15 protein-coding genes are annotated in these 20,719 nt (G+C 49.4%); 9 read left to right on the top strand and 6 right to left on the bottom strand.

Annotated features, from left to right (window positions below; all coding sequences use genetic code 11):
- Nucleotides 1-8 precede the first annotated feature (8 nt).
- The 8 genes from rsxC to U6B65_02065 all read left to right on the top strand — a co-directional run bounded on the left by rsxC (nt 9) and on the right by U6B65_02065 (nt 8,781).
- A complete protein-coding gene (gene rsxC / locus U6B65_02030; protein WRS27930.1) occupies nt 9-1,334 on the top strand; it encodes an electron transport complex subunit RsxC in 1,326 nt (441 codons plus the stop codon).
- 18 nt (nt 1,335-1,352) lie between these two features.
- Complete coding sequence (locus tag U6B65_02035; GenBank protein ID WRS27931.1) at nt 1,353-2,843, top strand: RnfABCDGE type electron transport complex subunit D; 1,491 nt, start codon at nt 1,353-1,355, stop codon at nt 2,841-2,843.
- 2 nt (nt 2,844-2,845) lie between these two features.
- The gene (locus U6B65_02040) at nt 2,846-3,526 is read left to right on the top strand and encodes an electron transport complex subunit E (GenBank protein WRS27932.1); all 681 of its coding nucleotides are present in this window, start codon (nt 2,846-2,848) and stop codon (nt 3,524-3,526) included.
- 3 nt (nt 3,527-3,529) lie between these two features.
- Nucleotides 3,530-4,126, top strand: coding sequence for an electron transport complex protein RnfA (locus U6B65_02045; protein ID WRS27933.1), 597 nt, complete (start codon nt 3,530-3,532; stop codon nt 4,124-4,126).
- 79 nt (nt 4,127-4,205) lie between these two features.
- Nucleotides 4,206-5,018 (top strand): RnfABCDGE type electron transport complex subunit B, encoded by an 813-nt coding sequence (locus tag U6B65_02050; protein ID WRS27934.1) that lies wholly within the window; start codon nt 4,206-4,208, stop codon nt 5,016-5,018.
- A 784-nt stretch (nt 5,019-5,802) separates the two neighbouring features.
- Complete coding sequence (locus U6B65_02055; GenBank protein ID WRS27935.1) at nt 5,803-6,306, top strand: DsbA family protein; 504 nt, start codon at nt 5,803-5,805, stop codon at nt 6,304-6,306.
- Nucleotides 6,307-6,352: 46 nt separating this feature from the next.
- Nucleotides 6,353-7,294, top strand: coding sequence for a peptide-methionine (R)-S-oxide reductase MsrB (gene msrB, locus U6B65_02060; protein WRS27936.1), 942 nt, complete (start codon nt 6,353-6,355; stop codon nt 7,292-7,294).
- 329 nt (nt 7,295-7,623) lie between these two features.
- Entirely contained in the window at nt 7,624-8,781 is a 1,158-nt protein-coding gene (locus tag U6B65_02065; protein ID WRS27937.1) for a diphosphate--fructose-6-phosphate 1-phosphotransferase, read from the top strand.
- 78 nt (nt 8,782-8,859) lie between these two features.
- Here the strand turns inward: U6B65_02065 and U6B65_02070 are convergent, their stop codons facing one another.
- The 6 genes from U6B65_02070 to U6B65_02095 all read right to left on the bottom strand — a co-directional run bounded on the left by U6B65_02070 (nt 8,860) and on the right by U6B65_02095 (nt 18,096).
- Nucleotides 8,860-10,146 (bottom strand): O-acetylhomoserine aminocarboxypropyltransferase/cysteine synthase family protein, encoded by a 1,287-nt coding sequence (locus tag U6B65_02070; protein ID WRS27938.1) that lies wholly within the window; start codon nt 10,144-10,146, stop codon nt 8,860-8,862.
- Nucleotides 10,147-10,286: 140 nt separating this feature from the next.
- On the bottom strand, nt 10,287-11,198 hold the full coding sequence (gene metA / locus U6B65_02075; GenBank protein ID WRS27939.1) for a homoserine O-succinyltransferase: 912 nt from the start codon (nt 11,196-11,198) through the stop codon (nt 10,287-10,289).
- Nucleotides 11,199-11,682: 484 nt separating this feature from the next.
- Nucleotides 11,683-12,621, bottom strand: a complete 939-nt coding sequence (gene epsC / locus U6B65_02080; GenBank protein ID WRS27940.1) for a serine O-acetyltransferase EpsC — start codon at nt 12,619-12,621, stop codon at nt 11,683-11,685.
- A 142-nt stretch (nt 12,622-12,763) separates the two neighbouring features.
- Nucleotides 12,764-13,693 (bottom strand): cysteine synthase A, encoded by a 930-nt coding sequence (gene cysK, locus U6B65_02085; GenBank protein WRS27941.1) that lies wholly within the window; start codon nt 13,691-13,693, stop codon nt 12,764-12,766.
- 524 nt (nt 13,694-14,217) lie between these two features.
- Nucleotides 14,218-15,009, bottom strand: a complete 792-nt coding sequence (locus tag U6B65_02090; protein ID WRS27942.1) for a DeoR/GlpR family DNA-binding transcription regulator — start codon at nt 15,007-15,009, stop codon at nt 14,218-14,220.
- Between the two features lie 339 nt (nt 15,010-15,348).
- On the bottom strand, nt 15,349-18,096 hold the full coding sequence (locus tag U6B65_02095; GenBank protein WRS27943.1) for a hypothetical protein: 2,748 nt from the start codon (nt 18,094-18,096) through the stop codon (nt 15,349-15,351).
- A 423-nt stretch (nt 18,097-18,519) separates the two neighbouring features.
- On the opposite strand from U6B65_02095, the gene U6B65_02100 reads away from it, so the two are divergent.
- Complete coding sequence (locus U6B65_02100) at nt 18,520-20,637, top strand: methyl-accepting chemotaxis protein (GenBank protein WRS27944.1); 2,118 nt, start codon at nt 18,520-18,522, stop codon at nt 20,635-20,637.
- The last annotated feature ends 82 nt before the right edge of the window (nt 20,638-20,719 follow it).

Raw genomic sequence — 20,719 nt, forward strand, 5'->3', positions numbered from 1 at the left:
GATGGCATATGCCGAGTGTTTTTGATAAATCGCTGAAGGGTGTCAATGTGCGGCATTACAAAAATACGATGAATAGCCCTACAGTATCCATGCCGGTTCCGGATCAGGTGTGCATTGTGATGTCACAGCATATGGGCAAGCCCTGCAGTGTGTTGGTTTCGGTGAAAGATCAGGTCAAAGTCGGGCAGCCCATTGGTAACAGCGATGCAAGCTTCAGTGCACCGATTCATTCCAGTGTTTCTGGGGAAGTGATCCGCATTGACCAGATTACCATGCCCAATGGGATGCGCAGTGCGGCGGTGGTTATCCGCAGCGATAAACAGCAAACTGTTTTCGAAAAAATTGCTCCACCTGTGGTGAACGACTATCCTAGCTTTTTGCAAGCGATTAAGGATGCGGGTATGGTCGGTTTGGGAGGGGCCGGGTTCCCCACTCATGTGAAATTCAGCCCTCGCAATCTGGATGAGGTGAACACGCTGTTGGTCAATGCCGCCGAGTGCGAGCCCTACATAACATCGGATTACCGCACCATGATAGAGGATGCCGAAAGCGTTCTTTCGGGAATCACCATGACAATGAAGTATCTGGAGCTTTCCCAGTGCATCATCGGGATCGAGAGCAACAAACCGGCGGCCATTGAGAAAATGCGCAAGCTGGTGGAAAGTGACCCCCGCATCAAGGTGGTGCGCCTTAGCTCCAAGTATCCCCAGGGGGCAGAAAAGGTTTTGATTTATGAGCTGACTGGCAAGGTGGTGGGAGAAGGCATGCTGCCTGCTGATGTGGGAGTTGTGGTTTCCAATGTGACTACCTTGGCATCCATTGATCATGTAATGCGCACCGGTATGCCGCTGGTCAGCCGCCGCATTACGGTGGATGGCAGTGCTATTATGGAACCTAAAAATGTGTTGGTTCCCATCGGCACCCCTATCGCAGATATTGCGGCTTTTTGCGGCGGTTATAAGGGAACTCCCCGCAAAATCCTCATGGGCGGGCCTATGATGGGAACAGCGGTTTATGATGAATCCTATCCGGTGATAAAGCAAAACAACGCTCTGGTGTTTTTTGATGAGACCCAGGTGGAGGAGTGGGATGAAACTGCCTGCATCCGGTGCGGCCGGTGTGTGCGGGCGTGCCCGATGAATTTGATGCCGCTCTGGATTGAGGATAGCTATCAGCGCAAGGATGTTGAGGCGCTTATGGAGTTTAAGGTTAATTTGTGTATGGAATGCGGCTGCTGTGCTTATGTGTGCCCGGCCAAGCGCCATCTGGTGTTGGTGCACCGTTTAGCCAAGGGTATGGTTCGGAACCACCGGACTGCCCAGACCGGCGCATAAGGAAAGGGGAAAACCATTATGAAACAGAATCTGATGATTACCTCCTCGCCGCATTTTCGCACACATTTGACCACCCGCATTATTATGCGGGATGTCATGATTGCCCTATTGCCAGCTGTTATAGCTTCTGTGCTGATCTTTGGCTGGAGAGCATTGCTGGTATCGGCCGTGTGCACTGTGGCCAGTGTAGGTTTTGAATATCTCTATGGACGGTTCGTAAGCAAAAGCTATACCATTATGGATTTGAGCGCGGCTGTTACCGGGCTGCTTCTGGCCTTGAACCTGCCTGTTTCCATCCCTTTGTGGATGGCGGTTATCGGCTGTTTTGTGGCCATTGTGATTGTAAAACAGCTTTTTGGCGGCTTAGGCAAGAACTTTGCCAACCCTGCTATTGCGGCCCGCATTGTTTTAATGCTTTCCTTCACCACTGCCATGACCCAGTGGGTGCTGCCGATCTCCCAGCGGTGGAACGGGGAGCTTACCGGTGCAACGCCTTTGGCAATGGCCAGTATTCCGGCTGAGAAAATCCCAGGTTACCTTCAGTTGTTTCTTGGAAATGTGGGCGGCTCTTTGGGAGAAACCAGCAAACTGGCTCTGCTTTTAGGCTTTGCTTATCTGTTGATTCGCCGTCATGTTCGTATTACCGGCCCTCTCGCTTTTATGGGTACCGTTTTTCTCTTTTCTTGGGCGTTGGGGATGGACCCTCTATACCAACTTCTTTCCGGTGGTGTGATCTTAGGTGCCTGCTTTATGGTAACCGACTATGTCACCACACCCACAACCGATCTGGGAAAGCTGATCTTTGGCATCGGCGGCGGCATTATTACCGTGCTGATCCGCAGCTATGGAAGTGCGCCTGAGGGTGTTTCCTTTGCCATCCTGCTTATGAATATCTGCACACCTCATATTGACCGGCTGACCCATACCCGGCCTTTTGGCATTCCGCGGCGGCTGACCAAGCAATCCGTTCGGGAGGCTATGGTGCGCGCCAAGCAGAGCATGCTGGGTCCAACCATCATCTTGGCGGCGATTTGCCTGATCATTACAGCGGCTTTGTCGGTAACCTATTCTTCCACCCATACCCGCATTGCCGAGCAGGAAGAAAGCGCTTCCTTTGAGGCGAGAAACCGGATGCTTCCGGCGGCTGGGGGCGAATTTGAGGCTGTGGAGCTTGCCCAGGCACCTGAAGGTATGCTGGAGGCCTATAAAGCCTCTAATGGAGCGGGCTATGTATTCAAAGCGCAATCCAACGGATATAAGGCACAGGTTCCCGTTATGGTGGCGTTGGACGAAAAAGGCGAGATTCTTGCCATTGAGATGCTCCCCAACTCCGAAAGCCCGGGTATTGGTAGCCGTGTAGGGGAAGCTGCGTATCTGCAAAAATACACAGGTCAGAAAAATGGCGATCAGGTGGAAAGTGTATCCGGTGCCACCATCACCACCAAGGCTCTGAAAGAAAACCTGCGGATTGTGCAGGAAGCCTATAATCTGATTCAGGGAGGGAAGTAACCATGAAGAAAAAGTCTCGTCTTCAGGTTTTCACCAAAGGCATTATCCGGGAAAACCCGGTTTTTGTTCTGGCCTTGGGCACCTGCTCTACCCTGGCGGTTACCACCTCGGTTTCCAACGCACTGGGCATGGGAGCGGTTGTTCTGGTTGTGCTCACTTTTTCCAATGCCATTATTTCGTCACTGAAACATATTATTCCCAATGAGGTTCGTATCCCGGCTTTTATTGTGGTCATTTCCGGTTTAATGACCATTGTGGAGCTGGTAACCAAGGCTTATGCTCCCGCTTTAAATGAATCTTTGGGGATTTTTCTCCCGCTTGTAGTGGTCAACTGCATTATTTTGGGCCGGGCCGAAGCCTTTGCCAGTAAGAATACAGTTTGGGATTCCATTCTGGATGGTGCCGGTATGGGTGTGGGCTTCACACTGGCTCTGTTCCTTATGGGTGTTATTCGTGAATTGATCGGGCAGGGCAGCTTGTTTGGCTTTGCTATTTTGCCCAAGGGCATTGAGACCATGAATATTTTCATTCTGGCACCCGGGGGTTTCTTTGTATTTGGCTGCCTCATTGCTGCTGTCAACAAAATTACTGCCATGCAGGGCAAACAGCGCCAGAATCAGATGGGATGTGCGGCATGTCCCAATGGGCAGCTGTGCTCCAATGCACAGGAAAAGGGGGAATAGAGCGTGGCCAGAAATATCTTTTTTGTGCTGGTGAGCACGATTTTGGTGGATAACTTTATCTTGTCTAAATTCTTGGGCATATGCCCTTTTCTTGGTGTCAGCAAAAAGCTGAGCTCTGCCATTGGCATGAGCTGGGCTGTAACCTTTGTTATGGTGCTTGCTTCGGCTGTGACATGGCCTGTCTATACCTATCTGCTGCGTCCAAACGGGCTGGAATATTTGAACACGCTGATTTTTATTCTGGTTATTGCTTCTCTGGTTCAGCTTGTTGAAACAGTTGTGCGCAAGCTGGTTCCACCCTTGTATCAGTCTTTGGGGGTATACCTCCCTTTGATTACCACCAACTGTGCTGTTTTGGCTATAACGCTTCTGAATGTCACACAGGAATATAACTTTCTGCTTTCCGTTGTCAATGCGCTGGGTGCCGGTTTAGGCTTTATGCTGGCTATGGTGTTGTTTTCGGGTGTACGCATTCGGCTGGAAAACAACGATGGGATTCCCGCTTCTTTTCGGGGGCTACCCATTACACTGGTTGCGGCTTCTATCGTATCCATTGCGTTTATGGGGTTTGCCGGCGTGGCAGACGGCTTGTTCGGCTAAAAAGGGGATTGCTTTGGGGGTTGTAATAAGGGGTTATTGCTGAAATGTTTTCAGCAGACTGTAAAAGGGAGGAAAAACTATGCTGCTTTCAGTAGTTATAGCGGCTATGATCAGCATTGTGGCGGGTGTTGTTCTGACCGTTGCATCTAAGAAATTCGCAGTTCAGGTCAATGAGAAGGTGGAGGAAGTCAGAGAGCTGCTGCCCGGAGCCAACTGCGGCGCCTGCGGCTTTGCCGGCTGTGATGATTATGCCAAAAATTTGGTGGAGTATGGTGTGAAAACCAATCTTTGCGTTCCGGGCGGAACGGGCCTTGCCCGCCAGATCAGCCAAGTCCTCGGCTTACCATTTGAAGAGGTGGAGCCTCGCTACGCCGTGGTAAAATGCTCGGGCACCAAGGAACATACCAGCTATATCATGGATTATCAAGGGCCCAAAACCTGTGAGGCCTGCAATTATTTTTATCGGGGCAGAGGCAGCTGCTCTCATTCGTGTCTGGGGCTGGGGGACTGTGTTTCCGTTTGCCGTTATGGGGCGCTGACCATTGAGGATAATGTGGCGGTTGTCAATAAAGCACTTTGCGTTGCCTGTGGCTTGTGCGTTGGGGTGTGCCCCAATCATTTAATTCAGATTATCCCTTTCTCCAGTCAGGTATTTGTGGGCTGTTCCTCAACCGATACCGGTGCGTTTGTGCGCAAACTCTGTACAGCAGGGTGTATTGGCTGTAAAAAGTGTGAAAAGGTTTGTGAATTTGGGGCCATTACCATTACCAACAACTTGGCTAACATTGATCCGGCAAAATGCACCAATTGTGCCGCCTGCGTTTCGGCATGCCCCACCGGGATTATTCATATCATGGATTGGAAGCACCCGGCTGTGGCAGCAACAAACTAAAAAACAGATGGGATAAATTCAGCTTTGCTGCATACACTATCTGAGCAAGCAAAGACAGCACCTTTGCTGCGTAAATGCTGCGGTATTGATTTTTTGTGCGGAGAGACAAAAAATTTTTAGCGCCATTGGAACTTCCTCTAACAAAGCCGGCAGCATTAGACTGCCGGCTTTTCCTGTACCAATTTTACATTTATGTGGTATAATAACCCCATGGCGCTTGCATTTTCTGCGAAAAATGCACAGGTGGCTTTCGCAAGGCTTCAGCCACAAAGCGCCTTATGGGGGAACCAGTTCCCCCATAGACCCCCTCTGGCCTCCCGGCGGGGGAAGGACAAAAGCTTCACCTAGCGCCAGAAAAGGCTTTTTTTTATCACTCGCTGACTAGAGCCTTTCCCATTGAGAAGCAAGGAAACAACATGCTCTGGGTAATACCCAGCATAAGAGGCAAAGCCTCCCTTGGCGATTCTTTGCATCCTTTCTCATCGTGGAGAAAGGATGTGCCCTCGCACGGCATGAGTGCGGAAGTTGAAAATAGTGGCTTTATTAAACTATGGAAAGAAATCTTATGGTATAATAACCGCAAAGCGCTTATTATACGTTCCATCTTTATGCCCGGCCTACGGCCACGGTTATTATACGTTCCGTTCTTATGGCCCGCCTACGGCCAAGGGCAATTATACCATTCACTGTGTTCATGCTATAATAACCGCAAAGCGCTTATTATACACTCTGTTTTTTATGCCCGGCTCACCGCCATGGGCAATCAGAAAGGTTGGGATGACCTATGCGTAAATTGGAGGTCTTTTTTGACTATGCCTGCCCCTTTTGCCTGCGAGGGCATCAGTACCTATCCGAGTTAATAGCAGCCTTTTCAAACATTGAGATTTTGTGGTGCCCCTGTGAAGCACATCCCCGCCCGGATTCCTATGGTCCCCACAGCGACCTGTGCATTCAGGGGATGTTCTTTGCCTTGGAGCAGGGTGTGGACATTTGGGAATACCACAAGCGCATGTACAGTGCCGCTCTCCAGGAAAAGCTTGATATTGAAAATACAGATGTATTGGCCGGCTGTGTAAAGGGTCTGCTGAATCAAGATGCTTTCCGCAGTGCTCTGAAATCGGGTATCTATCAAACAGCATTGAATAGCTCCAATGATCATGCCTACCGACAGTCCGGTGTGTGGGCTGTGCCTTCTTATCGAATGGAGGGCCTCCGTCTGGATTCCGTTGAAAACGTAGGTGTAACAAAAAAGCAGCTGGAGAATTTTATGAGACTTGCCGATAAATAATAAAAACAAATGAAACCAAACAGGGGTGATCCCCCAAAGGAGAAGAATGTCTGAGATTTATTTGGCTGGTGGCTGCTTCTGGGGAACAGAAAAATACCTGGGGCTGATACCGGGTGTGCTTTCCACCCAGGTTGGTTATGCCAACGGCAACACCGAGAATCCCACTTATGAAGAGGTCTGCCACCACAATACAGGTCATGCTGAAACGGTAAAAGTGCAGTATGCTCCTGACCAATTGCCGCTGAGCACACTTCTTATGCGCTTTTTTGAGTCTATTGACCCAACTTCCCTTAACCGGCAGGGCGGAGACGTTGGCAAACAGTACAGAACCGGCATCTACTATACCGATACAGCCGATCTTCCGGCTATTGAAAGGGCGCTGGCCGAGCTTCAAAAATCCTATGAGCGTAAATTAGCCGTGGAGGCTCTGCCTTTGGCCAACTATTACCCGGCTGAAGAATACCACCAGAAGTATTTGGATAAGAATCCCGGCGGTTATTGCCATATTGGCGGGAGCCTGTTTGAAAAAGCGGCCCGGCCCCTTAAAGAGTATACCCGGCCGGATTCGCAGCAGCTCAAGGAAATGCTCACCCCTCTCGAATATGAGGTGACCCAGAACAGTGCCACCGAGCCGCCGTTCCAGAATCAGTATTGGGATTTTGCGGGCGAGGGCATTTATGTGGATATCACAACAGGCGAGCCGCTTTTTTCCTCTCGGGATAAGTTCGATTCCGGCTGTGGGTGGCCCAGCTTTTCTAAACCAGTGGAAGAGGCTGCTGTTCAGGAAAAATCCGATCGCTCACACAATATGCTGCGAACCGAGGTGCGCAGCCGTGGGGGAGATGCTCATTTAGGCCATGTTTTCACCGATGGCCCCGCTCAATTGGGCGGGCTGCGTTACTGCATCAACAGCGCATCTCTTCGGTTTATTCCCCGTGAGGCTATGGAGCAGGAGGGCTATGGCCACCTGCTGGGGTTGTTTGATTAGTGCTCGGATTTTGATGCATCGGCTCTAGATAAAAAACCAAGGCAGTTGCTTATAAAAGCAGCGGCCTTGGTTTTCTTTGCGGAATTATATTGGATTCCCTGCATGCAAAATATACTTATAGTATCGGAAAAGATTTTTTACCTAATTATAACAGGATTTTACTTGTGAAATCCGTGCCTTTTTGCTATACTATTAGAATGTTGAAAAAACAGGGCTGCTTATGCCATGCAGGATGAGCCTTTAATTCTTGCATTTTGTGAGCCCCGTTGTCTTTCATATAAAATGATAGTCTCTTTTAGGAGGCTGGGACTTGGGAGGAATGAAGAACCGTGAAAAAGCTGTTAATTATACATGGAGGCGGCCCCACGGCTGTAATCAACGCATCTTTATATGGCGCTATTACCGAAGCAAGGCGGCATTCCAATACTGAGGTCTATGCGGCTATAGGCGGCACCGGCGGGCTGCTCAAAGGCAATATACGGGAAGTGGGGCATATACCCCAACAACAAATGGAGCTGTTGCTTTCCACCCCGGGCAGTGCTATTGGCACCTCTCGGGATCACTTGGAGCCCGAGCAGTATGTCCGTATGGCGGAGATACTGAAAGAGAACCAAATCGGTTATGTGCTTTGCAACGGCGGCAACGGCAGCATGGATATGTGCGGTAAGCTGTATGCTGCCTGCAAAGAGCAGGGCTTTAATATCCGGGTTATGGGTATTCCTAAAACCATGGACAATGATTTGGCTATAACCGATCACAGCCCGGGTTATGGCAGTGCTGCCCGGTATATTGCCCAAAGTGTGCAGGAGCTTTGTGCCGATGTGCGCAGCTTGCCTATCCATGTGGTGGTTCTGGAGGCCAGCGGGCGGAATGCCGGCTGGATTACAGCGGCCAGTGCAATGGCAAGAAAGCAGGAAAGCGATGGCCCTGATTTGATTTATGTGCCGGAACGGCCTTTCATTGAAGCTGAGTTTTTAGAGGATGTTTCAGCCTTAATCCAAAAGAAAAAGAGTGCGGTTGTGGTGGTCAGCGAAGGGCTTACAGGCCCCGGCAAAGAGCCCCTTGTTCCGCCTGTTTTCAAGGTCGACCGCTCGGTTTATTATGGAGATATCAGTGCGCATCTGGCCAATATGGTGATTCAGAAGCTGGGCTATAAGGCCCGCAGTGAAAAACCCGGCCTTTTGGGCAGAGCCTCTATCGCTATGCAGAGCTCCGTCGATCTTGAAGAAGCAAAGCTGGCAGGAGAGCTGGCCTGCACAGCGGTGTTGGAGGGTGAAAGCGGCAAAATGGTAGCCTTTAAAAGGGTTTCAACCTCTCCCTATAAGATAGAGCCTTTTCTTGTTGAGATTGAGAAGGTGATGCTCACAGAGCGCACCCTTCCCGATGAATTTATCAATGCCCGGGGCAATTATGTAACCGATGCCTTTACCCAGTGGTGTAAGCCCCTTCTGGGTGCCGAACTGCCGGATATGGTTGCATTTAACTGAAGCGGTTCTGCAAATGAAAAAGTCCGCCCAATAAAGGGCGGACTTTTTGTGTGTTGCAGGGAAAAGAGGGCAGAGGCTTTATTTGCCGGTGAAGGCCTGCTCCAGATCGCCGATAATATCATCAATATGCTCGGTGCCGATGGAAAGGCGAATGGTGTTTGGCTTAATACCGGTCTCCAAAAGCTCATCGCCGCTGAGCTGGGAATGGGTGGTGGTGGCGGGATGGATCACCAAGGATTTCACGTCTGCTACATTGGCCAGCAAAGAGAACAGCTCCAACCGATCAATAAACTCTGTGGCTTCCTTTTCGCCGCCCTTAATCTCAAAGGTAAAGATAGAACCGCCCCCATTGGGGAAATACTTGTTATAAAGGGCATGGTCAGCCCGATGAGGCAGAGAAGGGTGGTTAACCTGCTCCACCTGAGGATGGTTATTGAGGTATTCCACTACCTTCAAAGCGTTCTCTACATGGCGCTCTACCCGCAGAGAAAGGGTCTCCAAGCCCTGAAGGAACAGGAAAGCGTGGAAGGGGGAAAGGGCAGCGCCTGTATCCCGCAAAAGTATGGCCCGGATTTTGGTTACAAAAGCGGCAGGGCCGGCGGCTTCATAGAAGCGGATGCCATGGTAGCTGGGATTGGGCTCGGTGAGGTCGGGGAACTTACCCGAGGCTGCCCAATCAAATTTGCCGCCCTCCACGATCACGCCGCCGATGGCGGTGCCGTGGCCGCCAATAAATTTTGTGGCGGAATGCACCACAATATCAGCTCCATGCTCAATGGGGCGAATCAGATAAGGGGTGCCAAAGGTATTGTCGATCACCAGAGGAATCTTATGCTTGTGAGCGACTGCGGCGATTGCTTCAATATCCGCTACATCGCTGCTGGGATTGCCCAGTGTTTCAATAAAGATAGCTTTGGTGTTTTCCTGAATCGCTTTTTCATAGCCGTTTTCTTCCAACGGGTCCACAAAGGTAGTTGTAATGCCGTATTCAGGCAAAGTGTGCAGAAGCAGATTATAGGTACCGCCATAAATGGTTTTCTGGCAAACAATATGATCACCTGCCTTAGCCAGATTCTGAATGGTATAGGTAACAGCCGCCGCACCGCTGGCTACGGCCAAAGCGGCGGCACCGCCCTCCAAAGCGGCAATGCGCTGTTCAAAGATGCTTTGGGTGGGGTTGGTCAGGCGGCCATAGATGTTGCCGGCATCCTTGAGGGCAAAGCGGTCAGCGGCGTGCTGGCTGTTGTGGAACACATAAGAGGTGGTCTGATAAATGGGAACGGCTCTGGCATCAGTGGTGGGGTCGGGGGCCTCTTGGCCTACGTGAAGCTGAAGGGTTTCAAAGCGGTAATTTTTGTTGCTCATAGTATTCTCTTCTCCTTTTATTGTCATGATTTCTTGTTGCGGCAGAATAGCGAACAACAACATCGTTCCTTATACCGTATCAACAGCAGAGTAAGCTTTTCTGCAATCCGTCTGTACACAATGTACCTCCCGCAAGGCTGTTATTTCAACAAAAGCTCATATTCGGTTTCCTGATAGACACTGTAGTTGAGCCAGTTCAGATAAAAAAGGCTGGCATCGCTTTCCCACAGGGCTATGATTTCCTTGGTTGGGTCGTTATCTTGAAAATAGTTTTGGGGGAAGGGGGCATTTTCCAAATGCTGATCACGCTGGTATTCCTTTAAAAGGGTGCCACGGTCGTATTCAGGGTGCCCGCTCATAAAGAGGCGGCGGCCGTCCCGGCTGGCTACCAGATGAATGCCTGCTTGCTCAGAAGAGGCCAGAACAGTCAGCTGGGGATTGTTACGGATTGCCTGTGCATCGCTCTGGGTATAGCGGGAGTGGGGGGCAAAAAAGGTATCGTTCATGCCCAGAAACAGCTTGTTTTTAGGGTCTTCTTTGCAATGGGGGAATACACCCAGAAGCTTTTCAGGCATATCATTTTTCTCAATGCCGTAATAATGGTAAAGAGCGGCCTGCGCGGCCCAACAGATAAATAAGGAGCTAAAGGCGTGGGTTTTGCACCAATCCAGAATTTCGGCAAGCTCCTTCCAATAATCCACCGTTTCAAAGGGCAAATGCTCCAAGGGAGCGCCTGTGATAATGATGCCGTCAAAATTTTGTTCCTTAATTTCCTCGAAATACTGGTAGAAGGATTTGAGATGCCCGGCACTGGTATTTTTGGAGGTATGGCTTTTCATGGTCAAAAGGGTGATCTGCACCTGAATAATGCTGTTACTCAGCTTGCGAAGAAGCTGAGTTTCGGTGGTGATTTTATCGGGCATCAGATTGAGTATACATATTCTAAGCGGACGAATATCCTGCGAATGAGCCCGCCCTTCGTTCATGACAAAAATGTTGCTGTCAATGAGGGCTTGGGTTGCGGGCAGCTTTTCTGGAATTATAACGGGCATGTTATAAATCCCCTTTCCTTTATTATACGTTCCATTTTTATGGCCCGCCTGATGGCGAGGGCCAATTATACCATAACGCTTCATTTTTATGGTATAATAAAAAATACATCTTGAGCGAAAAAGCCACTCAAAATGTATTCAAACAATCTATTAACCAAATCCATGTTTGAATGCTTTAGAGGGACTCTTTCTCATGGGTAAAAGAGTCCACCCTGCGGCACCGGCCCAGGACAAACTCTTCTAAAGCATTATCATCATCATAGATCTGGAAATTATATTCATAACTGCAATACCTATCCTTCAAGTGAAATGATACGATAAAAGCATAACACAGGTGCTTTTCCCTGTCAAGAGCCATTGGTGGACTTTGTGCAACTTGCATAAGGCGATGGGGTCTATTAAAACCCAAGTCAAAATTTCAAGATGATTATCCAATAAAAAGTGCCTGCTCCTTCCAAAGAACAAGCAGGCATCAGTTACAAATTTAGATCACCCAATCCCAAAGCCCATCCTGAGCGGGACTTTCCTTTTGTGGACGCAGGGCAAGCTCCGGGGTTTTGATGCTGGCCTTGGTGAACTTGGGAACCGATTCAGTGATGAAGGCGTTGCCGCCGATGATGGATTGCTCACCGATTACCGTTTCGCCGCCCAATATGGTGGCACCGGAATAGATGGTGACATGATTTTCAATGGTGGGATGCCGCTTAAGTCCCGCCAGCTTTTGCCCGCTGCGGGTGGAAAGCGCCCCAAGGGTAACACCCTGATAAAGCTTTACATGATCACCGATGATGGTGGTTTCACCGACTACAACACCGGTGCCGTGGTCAATAAAGAAATATTCGCCGATGACAGCACCGGGATTGATGTCAATGCCGGTGTCGCCATGAGCATATTCGGTCATAATCCGAGGAATAAGCGGAACATCCTTAATGTAAAGCTCGTGGGCAATGCGGTATACAAAAACAGCGAACAGGCCCGGATAAGAGAGAATGATTTCCTCCCGGCTTTTGGCCGCCGGATCTCCCGCAAAGCCTGCCTCCACATCCTTCAACAGTGCAGTCTGGATATGAGCAAGGCGGGTGAAAAAGTATCCGCAGATTTCATCGGCCTGCGCATGGAAATTTGCAAAGCAGCCCTCATCCTGATGCTTGTGGAACAGAGCAGATTGAATCTGCTCCTTGAGGCGCTCGTAAATGCTGGTGAGCGTGTATTCCAAAAAGCAGACCGGATACATGTTGGAAATCCGGTCTTCCTCAAAATAAACAGGGAACATAACCTTTCGCAAATCCTGCAAAATGCTGATGATCATGCGGCGGTTTGGCAAATTCGCGCCGCCTTTGGGCATAAACAGGTTTTCGCTCTCGTAGTTAGCGGCAATTCCGATAACTGCCTGCGTAATGGAATCCTTAGGATCCTGTGCCATATCGTTAATCTCCTTTGTATGAGATGGTTTCGTTTTGATTGGTGTTTCGGTGTGCTGGATAGCAAGGCCAGGTGGACTGCCTGATACGAGCAAAGCCCGGAAAAGAACCAAGCGTTCTTCTCCAGGCCGTTAAATGTAAATTTTATTCCGAGAACAGAGGAGTGGATAAATACCGCTCTCCAGTATCCGGCAGCAAAGCGACAATAATCTTACCGGCGTTTTCCGGACGTAACGCCAGCTGGGAAGCCGCCCACAAAGCAGCGCCGGAAGAGATTCCTACCAGCACGCCTTCTGTATGGGCAAGTGCTCTTGCTGTTTCAAAAGCACTTTGGTTTTCTACCGGGATAATTTCATCGTATATGGCAGTATTCAAAACCTCCGGCACAAAGCCGGCGCCGATTCCCTGAATCTTATGAGGGCCGGGGGTTCCTTTTGCCAGAACCGGAGAATCCGCCGGTTCCACCGCTACAATTTTAACAGCGGGGTTTTGTTCTTTCAAGTATTCGCCAACACCGGTTACTGTTCCACCGGTGCCCACGCCCGCCACAAAAATATCCACCTTGCCATCGGTATCCCGCCAGATTTCGGGGCCGGTGGTGCTGCGGTGAACAGCGGGGTTGGCTGGGTTAGCAAACTGGCTGGGGATAAAGCTGCCGGGTGTTTCCGCCGCAAGCTCCTCGGCTTTGGCAATCGCTCCCCGCATCCCTCTGGCGCCCTCAGTGAGCACCACTTGGGCACCGTAAGCGGCCAGCAGAGTGCGCCGTTCTACGCTCATGGTTTCGGGCATAGTCAAAATAAGCTTATAACCCTTGGCAGCGGCCACAGCGGCCAGCCCAATGCCGGTATTGCCGCTGGTGGGCTCGATGATGACCGAATCCGGCCCCAGCAGGCCCTGTTTCTCGGCGGCTTCTACCATAGCCTTAGCGATGCGGTCTTTTACACTGCCGGCGGGATTAAAATACTCCAGCTTTCCCAGAATAACGGCGGGAAGATTATTTTGCTTGCGGTAGTTAGCTAATTCTAACAAGGGCGTATTTCCAATTAAATCGGTAATTTTAGCATAGGTTTTCATAAAAAGAAGCTCCTTTGTTTATAGTTGTAAAGGGGTTGAACAGCGGCACTGTCCCAATAGGCATAAAAGTGGATTCTGTGTTTTCAAAATCCCTATGCATATAGGATGGGGCAGGTAGGCTTGTTTTGAATGATGCTTCAACAACAATATAAACAACGACAACAACAACGCATACTATCATTCATTAAGGTTTTATCAGCAACAATTGAAATAGCAGTTTGCATGTGTTGTCACTCCTTCTTAAAATGGTGCTGCCCGGCAAATCGTCATCGGACTTGCTTCTTGCAGCCAGAGCCGCACAGCAGATACGGCGCATGGTGGTTTCAATTTAATAGTGAATATTCAGGAATACCTACAGGTATTGTATGATTATAACGCCGGATTGGTGCTTTGTCAATGCTCCTGCTTTTTACCGCCAGCGAACAAATTTGAATATTCCGGATACCATAGCAAAGCCAGACGGCCATCATTGAGGGCCATCTGGCTTTTGATGTATACAAGGGCGGGGATGCCTCGCAAATGTTTTATACGGTGATCAAATCCAGTTTTTGGTCATAGTTGCGAAGCAGATAAGCCATTTCTTTATCCATTCGGCGATCTGTAATGAGCTTATCAACCTCTGCCAGATCAGCAAATTTAAGAAAGCTGATTTTGCCGATTTTGCTGGAATCCATCAGCATTATGGTTTGGGCGGCAATCCGCATCATAGAGCGTTTAATCTCCGCCTGATCAATCAGCGGTGTTGTAAAGCCCTTATCCGGTAAAAAGGCGTTGGAAGCGATAAACGCTTTATCCACATTCAGGCCGCTGAGCATGGATACCGCCAATGGCCCGGTGGTGCAGTGATACTCCCGCCGCAGGGAGCCGCCCACCAAAAAAATTTCCGCCGTGGAATGATTTTCCAGAAAAAGAGCGATTTCGGTGTCGTTGGTGATTACGCTTAAATTCTGCTTGTTCACCAGTTCCTTGGCCAGCTCCATGAGGGTGCTTCCGGTATCCATGGCAATGGTATCGCCTTCATCCACCAAACTGGCGGCATAACGGGCAATGCGTCTCTTTTCTTCAAGGCAGATCACCGTGTGACCGGGGAGATTGGCGCCAAGGCCGGGATTGCTCACCGGGACAGCGCCGCCGTGGGTGCGCCTGAGCCGGCCCTCGCTTTCCAAACCCCGCAGGTCGGTGCGTATTGTGGCCGGAGAAACACTAAAATGCAGGCAAAGCTCCGGCACGGTGATCTTAGCCCTTTCTTCCAAAAGCCGGAGAATGTGATCTCGCCGTTCCTCCGCAAACAAAGGAGGTGGTTCATTCATTTTCATTTGGCAGCTTCCTTTTATCATTTTAATGAGAAGCCCTTTTTCACACAACAAAACCGGCCGCCGCAACTTTGGATATACTGCGCAGACCAAGGGGAGGCTTCCTCTAGTTTTCAACCAGTATTCTACTTGTACGCAAATGGCTATAGAGCAGGGCAACTTTGCCCAACAAATATATCATATAATATTGTGCAGGCCAAATCAAGGGGAGACAGGGTCAGTTGGGCAGTGAATTTTTGAAAAAATGCACTTTTTTCTACACGCAAAGAAACGGCCACAATGCAAGCGAACACATTGTGGCCGTTTCTTTGGGCGTAACCTCAAGAGAGAAGAAGAGGGGGATTAATAGAGTGTGGTTTGCAGGCCGCTCCAAGAGGTTAAATCTTCCTGCCCATCCTCCAAAATCCACTGGACATTGGTATCCACCAAAACAGGCTCTTTTTCGCCGGAAAAGAGATACAGGTTTCCTTCCTGCCGAGAGCGGCTGTCGGAAAGGCAATAAAAGCTGTTGTTTTCCTGACGCAGGCGCCCGATGAGAACATTGACTCCGATGGCATGTGCAGCCGTATTTTCCACTGAATACAGTGTTCGGCCAATACCGGTTTCCTTATAAGCCAACAGCACGCCGTGGGAGCTGTAATAGCTCAAATCGTAGTCGGCCGCATCCACAAAGAGGGTTGTTTTTTCACCGGAGCGGCTTTGCGCGATGGTATACTGGCCCTTGGCCGTTTCTTTGAAAAAGAGCACTTGGTCATCCTGTGCACGATAAGGCATAGGGAGTATGCCGCTGTCGATCATGGCAGATTCGCCTGCCTGCCCATTCTGTATGGGGGTATAGTGCAGGCTCCAGCTTTCCATATCCGCGATGTTTGTTGCTAGCGGGTTTTCCTGATAGAGGGTGTAGTAAACACCAAGGCCATCCTCGGTCATCCACGCATATTCCAGATAGCTGTTTTCATCAGGAAGTGAAGCAAAGGCGGTGGGCGTGCCTCCCTGTGCTGTCAGGGAAAGATCAAACTGCCATTCCAGCTCCAGTATCTGGTTCCAATAGCTCCAAGAATGCAGCTGGGCGGCATCCAATTCAGAAAGCTTTGCCTTTTTCATTTGTGAGATCAGAGCCTTCTGGTAAATGACATAATCCTCTCTTTTGGTGCTGTCACCGTAATCGGTGGAATAAAAAACCGGGAGCCACAGGTTTTGCTCCAAAATGTCGGCGGAACCGTTGTCCGAGTAATAAAGCTCATAAAGATCAAAGATCATGCTGGAGATATCAGACGAATGCTCCCGGAGCAGATGACGGATTTCATCCCGATCCATTTTCTCGCTATAGGGTATGAGTGCAGCCTGATAAGAAGCAATGTCAGGATAATCCATCCGGTCGGGCAAGGCCATGGTTTCATCTGCCATAGCCATATCGTCCTGTACAAAATCCGAAATGGCCATTTTATCAGAGGTTCTTTTGGTGAAATAAAGCTTGCCGGTTTCTGCATCGCCATCCAGAAGATCAAATACTCCCTTGGCCATGCTTTGCTTGCTTTTTCCCTCCCGGGTAAAGCGATAAACATCCATCAAATCCGGGGTAGAGGCATCAGCGGATCCCACGGAATACAAAAGCTGGCTCAAATCCTCCGTGTAATCCACAATCTGAACAACCTGACTATCCACCTTAATCCGATTGCTGGATTTCATGGAAAGAGTGGCTATGTAAAGATCCACCTTCTCATAGAAGAAGGGTGCCTGTGTGCTGAAGTCGTATGTGTCGTAATCGTAGTCATCATAGAGGTCTTCGTCTTCTTCGTAGCCATATTCCGACTGGGGATTCACATAAAACTCATTTTCCTCCCCAGGGGTATAGGGGAAAAACTCGGTATCGGGATACTCATCGGGTAAAAGAGAGTCATCCCCCGGAGGCGGCAGCTCAGAATCGAAAAAAGGATTCGAATAGAATTCGGTCTGTTCTTGAATAAAAGCTCCGGCGATCACCTTAGCGTAATCGCGATGGTGAACAGTATAGGGCTCGTAGGCGGCAGCACCCTCGCGGCTGTCTGCCGTTTGCTTGGTATAAAGCACCTGACCGTCGGCTGAAACATGCAGAATAGAATCCACATCTGAATCGATCTGATAGCTCTTTTCAAAATCATAGAGGAAAAGACCGCCGCCTGCTTCCAGATACAAAATATATTGATTGTTTTCCACAAAGCTGAAGTAGAGAGAAGCGTTTCCAGAGATTTTCTGGCCCCGGTCGTTATTGCCTTTCTTCGAGGCAACCAGTGAACGCACAAACAGCTCTCCTGCTACCAAATAGCCGGAAGAAGAACCCCGCAGGCGATAATTGTTCAGGTACAGGAGATGCTGTCCATCATCGGATACAGTCATCAGGTCCTTTAAAGCCAAAGGCTTTGTAAAGGCCTGACTTTCTCCTAAACTATTATCCAGACTGTCCTGTTTATCCTGAAAAAGAGCCAGTGGATCGGCGCTCCAATGAAAGGAGGAGGTGATGATCTCAGGTGACTTCATTTTATGAGTTTGAAATTTAAGCTCATTCTCCTGTGTGACATAAATCAAAGGCTGTGAGCCGGGTCTTGCGCCAATTTGCCCTGTTAATTGCCGGGTAATGAGCACCGCAGAAGCAACAGCGATTCCCACAAAAACCAGCACCAGAACAACCGCTACGATGATAATGCCTACAGGGCGCCGTGTGCGGGGCTTCGCATAAGGGGGCACAGGAGAACCGGGAATAGAATAGGGCGGATATCCGCTGTAATCAGGAGCAGTCGGCGGATAAAAGGGAGGTGCCTGTTGCTGTGTGCTCCATGGCTCCAAAGGCTGGGGAGCGGCCAAACCACACACAGGGCATTGCAGATGGTCGGCCGTATAGGTAAAGCCGCATTGAGGGCATAAAATACCGGTTCCAGCTGTATTCGAAAGCGGCTGAAAAGAATCATGAAAAATTGGTTCGGCGCCGTTGTCACCCAGAGAATGGTCTGTGGCAATGTCCATGCCCCCAGGCAGAACAACAGGCCGTCCGCAAAAGCCGCAATAGCGGTCTTGTGATACAAGAAAAGCGCCGCAATGGCTGCAGTATGGCATGGAATACCTCCCGTATCGTAGGCAGAATACAGCATCACCCTCATGAATAAAAAGAATGCAACGCTTGCTAAAATTTGCCTTGATGTTCATTATAGTATACTAAATATGCATATGTCAATTTGTTCAGCAAGATTACCAAAATGATGAGGATTTGGCGGAACCATAATCGGACCCATTACAGAAAAATATAGGGCTTAGATGATTTTATATAGAAATATATAAAATCCATATTCTCGCCAGCAAATATAATATTTTTGTTATAATGATGACAGGAAATGGTCAAAATGCTTATAAACATAAAAAAACAACCGGGAATTTTATGTCAGATGCAAAAAGAGAAGGAGAAATATGACAGGTTAAATTCTGAGACCATGCCAGTGCTATAGATTCCGGTGCACCAATAGGAAAGGGGTATCTAAGAAAATGGAAGCTCATGTAAATAAGAAGAAAAAATCAAGTGCAGTGTTAGGCATTCGTACAAAAATTCTTGCCATGCTGGTGAGCCTGCTGCTGATCACATCGGTGGGGTTTATGCTTTTCGCTAATGTAATATTTTCTCGGCAAATTGAAGAGAATACCAGAGATGCCTTAACCCAAATATCTAAACAAGCTTCCCTTATGGTGGTGAGCCGTGTGGAGGGGCAGTTGAATTTGATACAGGCTTTGGCTGACAATCTGGCCTCGAAGGATCAGTTTGTTTCGGTGCAGACCAAGCTCAATGGTTTGGCTAACAATGCCGAAAAACAAGGCCTTCTTCGCATTGGTATAGGCGATTTAGAGGGAAATGTACAGTATGTGGGGGGCGCCACTGCCAATTTAGCGGATCGGCCCAATTACAAAGCGGCTCTCGAAGGCCGCACCATCTATTCCGATCCTTTAATCAGCAAGGTGGATGGCAGCCTGACAATTACATCCATGACCCCGATTCAAGCAGGAGGCAGAATGCAGGGCGTTTTGGTGTGTACCCGGGAAGGCATGTATCTCAGTGAGCTGCTTTCCGGCGCCACATATGGCGAAACCGGTGCTGCCTATATGATCAACAGTGAGGGAACACTGGTGGCACATTCCAGCAATAGAGAGCTGGTGGAAAAAATGAATAACATATTCGAAAGTGCTAAGGAAGACCCGGCTCTCCAGCCCCTTGCGGATATTCAGCGCCTGATGGCAGAGGGGCAAAGCGGCTTTGGGGAATATACATATATGGGGATAACAAAATACATTGCCTATGTCCCGGTGGAAGGCACCGGATGGTCTTTGGCCATTACCACCTCCAAGGAGGAAGCCACGCAGCATTTAAGAAGCTTTCAGCAAACCATGCTGATGGTTCTGGGAGGCATTTTGGCTGTGTCGGTATTGTTGGGGTTACTTGTTTCCAACAGGATTATCAAGCCGCTTAAACAGCTCACCCGTGCGGCTGACCAAATTGCGCAAGGGGAGCTGGATGTTCATATTAACACCCGCTCCAAGGATGAAACAGGCCTTCTTGCTGTTTCCATCCGCAACACGGTGGAACGTCTTTCCGGTTATATCGGCTATATACAGGAAATCACCCATGTTTTGGAAAACATGGCCCAAGGGGATATGCGTGTTCACCTTGAACAGGATTATCTGGGGGAGTTTGCCCCTGTTAAGGAGGCCTTGCTAAGAATCTCCGCCGCCCTGAGTTTGTCCCTTTCCCGTATTCTCACCTCGGCGGAGCAGGTGGATGGAGGCTCGGCTCAGATTTCCCACGGAGCGCAGGCATTGGCTTCCGGAGCCACGGAACAGGCCAGTTCCATCGAGGAGCTTTCTGCTTCTATCGCTCAGGTTTCGGTAAAAGCAGATCATAATATGAAAAATGTAAGCAAGGCTGTGGAATATGTAGGGCTTGCGGGAGGCAAAGTAGACGAAAGCAACCAGTACATGCAGTCTTTGCAAGGTTCCATGGAGAAAATTCGCAGCTCTTCCAATGAAATTGAAAAGATCATCAAGGCCATTGATAACATTGCTTTTCAAACCAATATTCTGGCCTTGAATGCCTCCGTGGAGGCGGCCAGAGCCGGTGCAGCCGGTAAAGGCTTTGCGGTCGTGGCGGATGAAGTGCGTAATCTGGCCGCTAAATCGGCAGAAGCGGCTAAGCAGACAGAGCTGTTAATCAGTGCTTCCATCGAATCGGTGAACGAAGGCTCCCTTACGGCGGACGCAACGGCTCAGGCCTTGAGCCAGACAGCTACCTATGCTCGAAAGGTGGAGGAGGCTACCAAGGAGATTCAGGCAGATTCCATTGAGCAAGCTACCGCTATTGCGCAGATCACACAGGGCGTGGAGCAGATATCCACTGTGGTGCAGAACAATGCCGCCACCGCCGAGCAGAGCTCCGCTTCCAGCGAGGAGCTCTCAGCGCAGGCTGTGCTGCTGCGGGAGGAAGTCAACCGCTTTAAATTGGCCGCAGTTTCCCGTGAAGAGGGCACAAAGCAGAATTTTGACAGCCTTGGAGCCTCCAAGAACACACAAAGTATGTCTCTGAACTATACCCAAGACAACACAGGCGAGAAATATTAACAGGCTGATACAGTCAAAAAGGGGCTTATCCTTTCAATAGGATAAGCCCCTTTTTGTAGTTGCCGCTATATAAGTATATATG

Source organism: Oscillospiraceae bacterium MB08-C2-2 (assembly GCA_035621215.1).
Classification (GTDB): domain Bacteria; phylum Bacillota; class Clostridia; order Oscillospirales; family Ruminococcaceae; genus WRAV01.

Coding starts and splice junctions, on each gene's coding strand:
- rsxC (WRS27930.1), top strand. CDS start 9: ATGCCGAGTGTTTTTGATAAATCGCTGAAGGGTGTCAATGTGCGGCAT.
- U6B65_02035 (WRS27931.1), top strand. CDS start 1,353: ATGAAACAGAATCTGATGATTACCTCCTCGCCGCATTTTCGCACACAT.
- U6B65_02040 (WRS27932.1), top strand. CDS start 2,846: ATGAAGAAAAAGTCTCGTCTTCAGGTTTTCACCAAAGGCATTATCCGG.
- U6B65_02050 (WRS27934.1), top strand. CDS start 4,206: ATGCTGCTTTCAGTAGTTATAGCGGCTATGATCAGCATTGTGGCGGGT.
- U6B65_02055 (WRS27935.1), top strand. CDS start 5,803: ATGCGTAAATTGGAGGTCTTTTTTGACTATGCCTGCCCCTTTTGCCTG.
- msrB (WRS27936.1), top strand. CDS start 6,353: ATGTCTGAGATTTATTTGGCTGGTGGCTGCTTCTGGGGAACAGAAAAA.
- U6B65_02070 (WRS27938.1), bottom strand. CDS start 10,146: ATGAGCAACAAAAATTACCGCTTTGAAACCCTTCAGCTTCACGTAGGC.
- metA (WRS27939.1), bottom strand. CDS start 11,198: ATGCCCGTTATAATTCCAGAAAAGCTGCCCGCAACCCAAGCCCTCATT.
- epsC (WRS27940.1), bottom strand. CDS start 12,621: ATGGCACAGGATCCTAAGGATTCCATTACGCAGGCAGTTATCGGAATT.
- cysK (WRS27941.1), bottom strand. CDS start 13,693: ATGAAAACCTATGCTAAAATTACCGATTTAATTGGAAATACGCCCTTG.
- U6B65_02090 (WRS27942.1), bottom strand. CDS start 15,009: ATGAAAATGAATGAACCACCTCCTTTGTTTGCGGAGGAACGGCGAGAT.
- U6B65_02095 (WRS27943.1), bottom strand. CDS start 18,096: ATGCCATACTGCAGCCATTGCGGCGCTTTTCTTGTATCACAAGACCGC.
- U6B65_02100 (WRS27944.1), top strand. CDS start 18,520: ATGGAAGCTCATGTAAATAAGAAGAAAAAATCAAGTGCAGTGTTAGGC.